The sequence below is a fragment of the Synechococcus sp. WH 5701 genome (assembly GCF_000153045.1).
Lineage (GTDB): Bacteria > Cyanobacteriota > Cyanobacteriia > PCC-6307 > Cyanobiaceae > Regnicoccus_A > Regnicoccus_A antarcticus.
The window spans coordinates 1-1,528 of record NZ_AANO01000064.1; the positions used below are offsets into that span (position 1 = coordinate 1).

The 1,528-nt window shown below is 52.7% G+C and carries 2 protein-coding genes; one reads left to right on the forward strand and one right to left on the reverse strand.

The window, feature by feature from the left end:
- Nucleotides 1–453: 453 nt before the first annotated feature.
- Complete coding sequence (locus WH5701_RS16155; RefSeq protein ID WP_006169802.1) at nucleotides 454–843, reverse strand: hypothetical protein; 390 nt, start codon at nucleotides 841–843, stop codon at nucleotides 454–456.
- A gap of 113 nt (nucleotides 844–956) precedes the next feature.
- Between WH5701_RS16155 and WH5701_RS00350 the strand changes: the two genes are divergently transcribed.
- Nucleotides 957–1,528 (forward strand): microcompartment protein (locus tag WH5701_RS00350; protein WP_037979094.1); only part of this gene is annotated, 572 nt, incomplete at its 3' end.

The following is a 1,528-nucleotide window of genomic DNA, read 5'->3' on the forward strand; positions in this document are numbered from 1 at the left end:
TTTCCGGCCTATGGGCATTGTCGTCGTTCTTGTTGTAATAGTGTTGTGTAGAGAGTGGAGTTTGTCTCGATTTATTGATGGGCTAAGATCTTTTTAAGCTTTACTCTTGGCGCATGTCGGATTAAAAAATAAATTCTTTTTGATGATCAATCACTGATTACAGTCGTTGAGTTCTAGATCAAAATCTCCTGTGATATCATGGTTTCAAGGCGAGGACGCTTTGAATTTGTGGTTCATTGATTTTGTAATTTTGATCACTCTAGTGCTGAAATCTTGATGTAAAGGGGTCGAGAGATTTGGCGATGGAAATCGGATGGCGAGTGTTTGCCGATTAGTGCTATCCGCAAAGTGGGTATGAATTTGTGCATAAAAAATCTCACCCAAATCAATTTGTTTGGGTGAGATTGATGTTGCCCATCATCGTGAAATCTAGGCGCGACGTCAGTGTGTTGATCAGAGCCGGCGCCGAAAGCCGTCATAACGCTCATTCTCCGAACGCCCTGTGTTGTTAAGCCGACTCAAATTCCAAACATTGCGACTCACGCGGCGAGCGACCAGCCCGCCGCGTTCCACCCGTTCTGTGCCGGGTCGTGCTCCCAGCAACATCGTCACTTCCGCTGTCGTTAATGGGGCACCAGTATCGATGGCCAGGGCTGTCAGCTCGAGCCGTTGACGCAGTTGACGGGCTCGTTCTGTGGTGCTGTTGACGCCCGTTTCGAGCCAAGGCAAGTCAACTTGCCCATCTTGCGCCAAGCGTTGCATCAAGCCGAAGCTCACCATGCCTAGGGCTTGATCGGCATTGATCTCAAGGGCATTGGTAGGGGTTTGATCCGCGGTCGCCATTGGTCAAAGGATCGATTAATTGGACGGTATCGCTTGGGTTCCAACACGCAAGACCGCAGGGTCGAACCATTGACGGCCGGTTTGGGTAATAAATCGTCCGTTACACTCTCGCGATGACCCGATTCGCCAGCTTCGAGGAACGGGAGCGGCGGCTTGGTGGTAGCTCGCTCGTCACTGGAACAGAGGTGCAGAAGATTTCTGCTGCCGGTGCAAGTTGCGTGGTCACAACCGACTCAGAATCGCCGCGGTTGTTGCGTCAAAACAGCCATGTTCAGTCCATCGAGCTGCGTACATACGTTTTTATCGACTCGCTTCAGCCGCAACTGGCGGCCTACATGGGAACGGTGAGTCAGGGATTTCTTCCAATTCCCGGCGATGCCTGCCTCTGGATGGAAGTGTCGCCAGGGATGGCTGTTCACCGCGTCACGGATATTGCCCTTAAGGCCAGCAACGTTCGTCTGGGCCAAATGATTGTGGAACGGGCTTTCGGCTCGATGGCCCTCTACCACCGTGACCAGAGCACGGTGTTGCATTCCGGCGATGTCGTTCTCGAAGCCATCGGCAGCACCATTGCCCAGCGCAATCCAGCTGAGGTGAGCTGGACTGAGGTGATTCGTGCGATCACGCCTGATCACGCCGTACTGATCAATCGCCAAAACCGCCGCGGATCGATGATCGAGGCGGG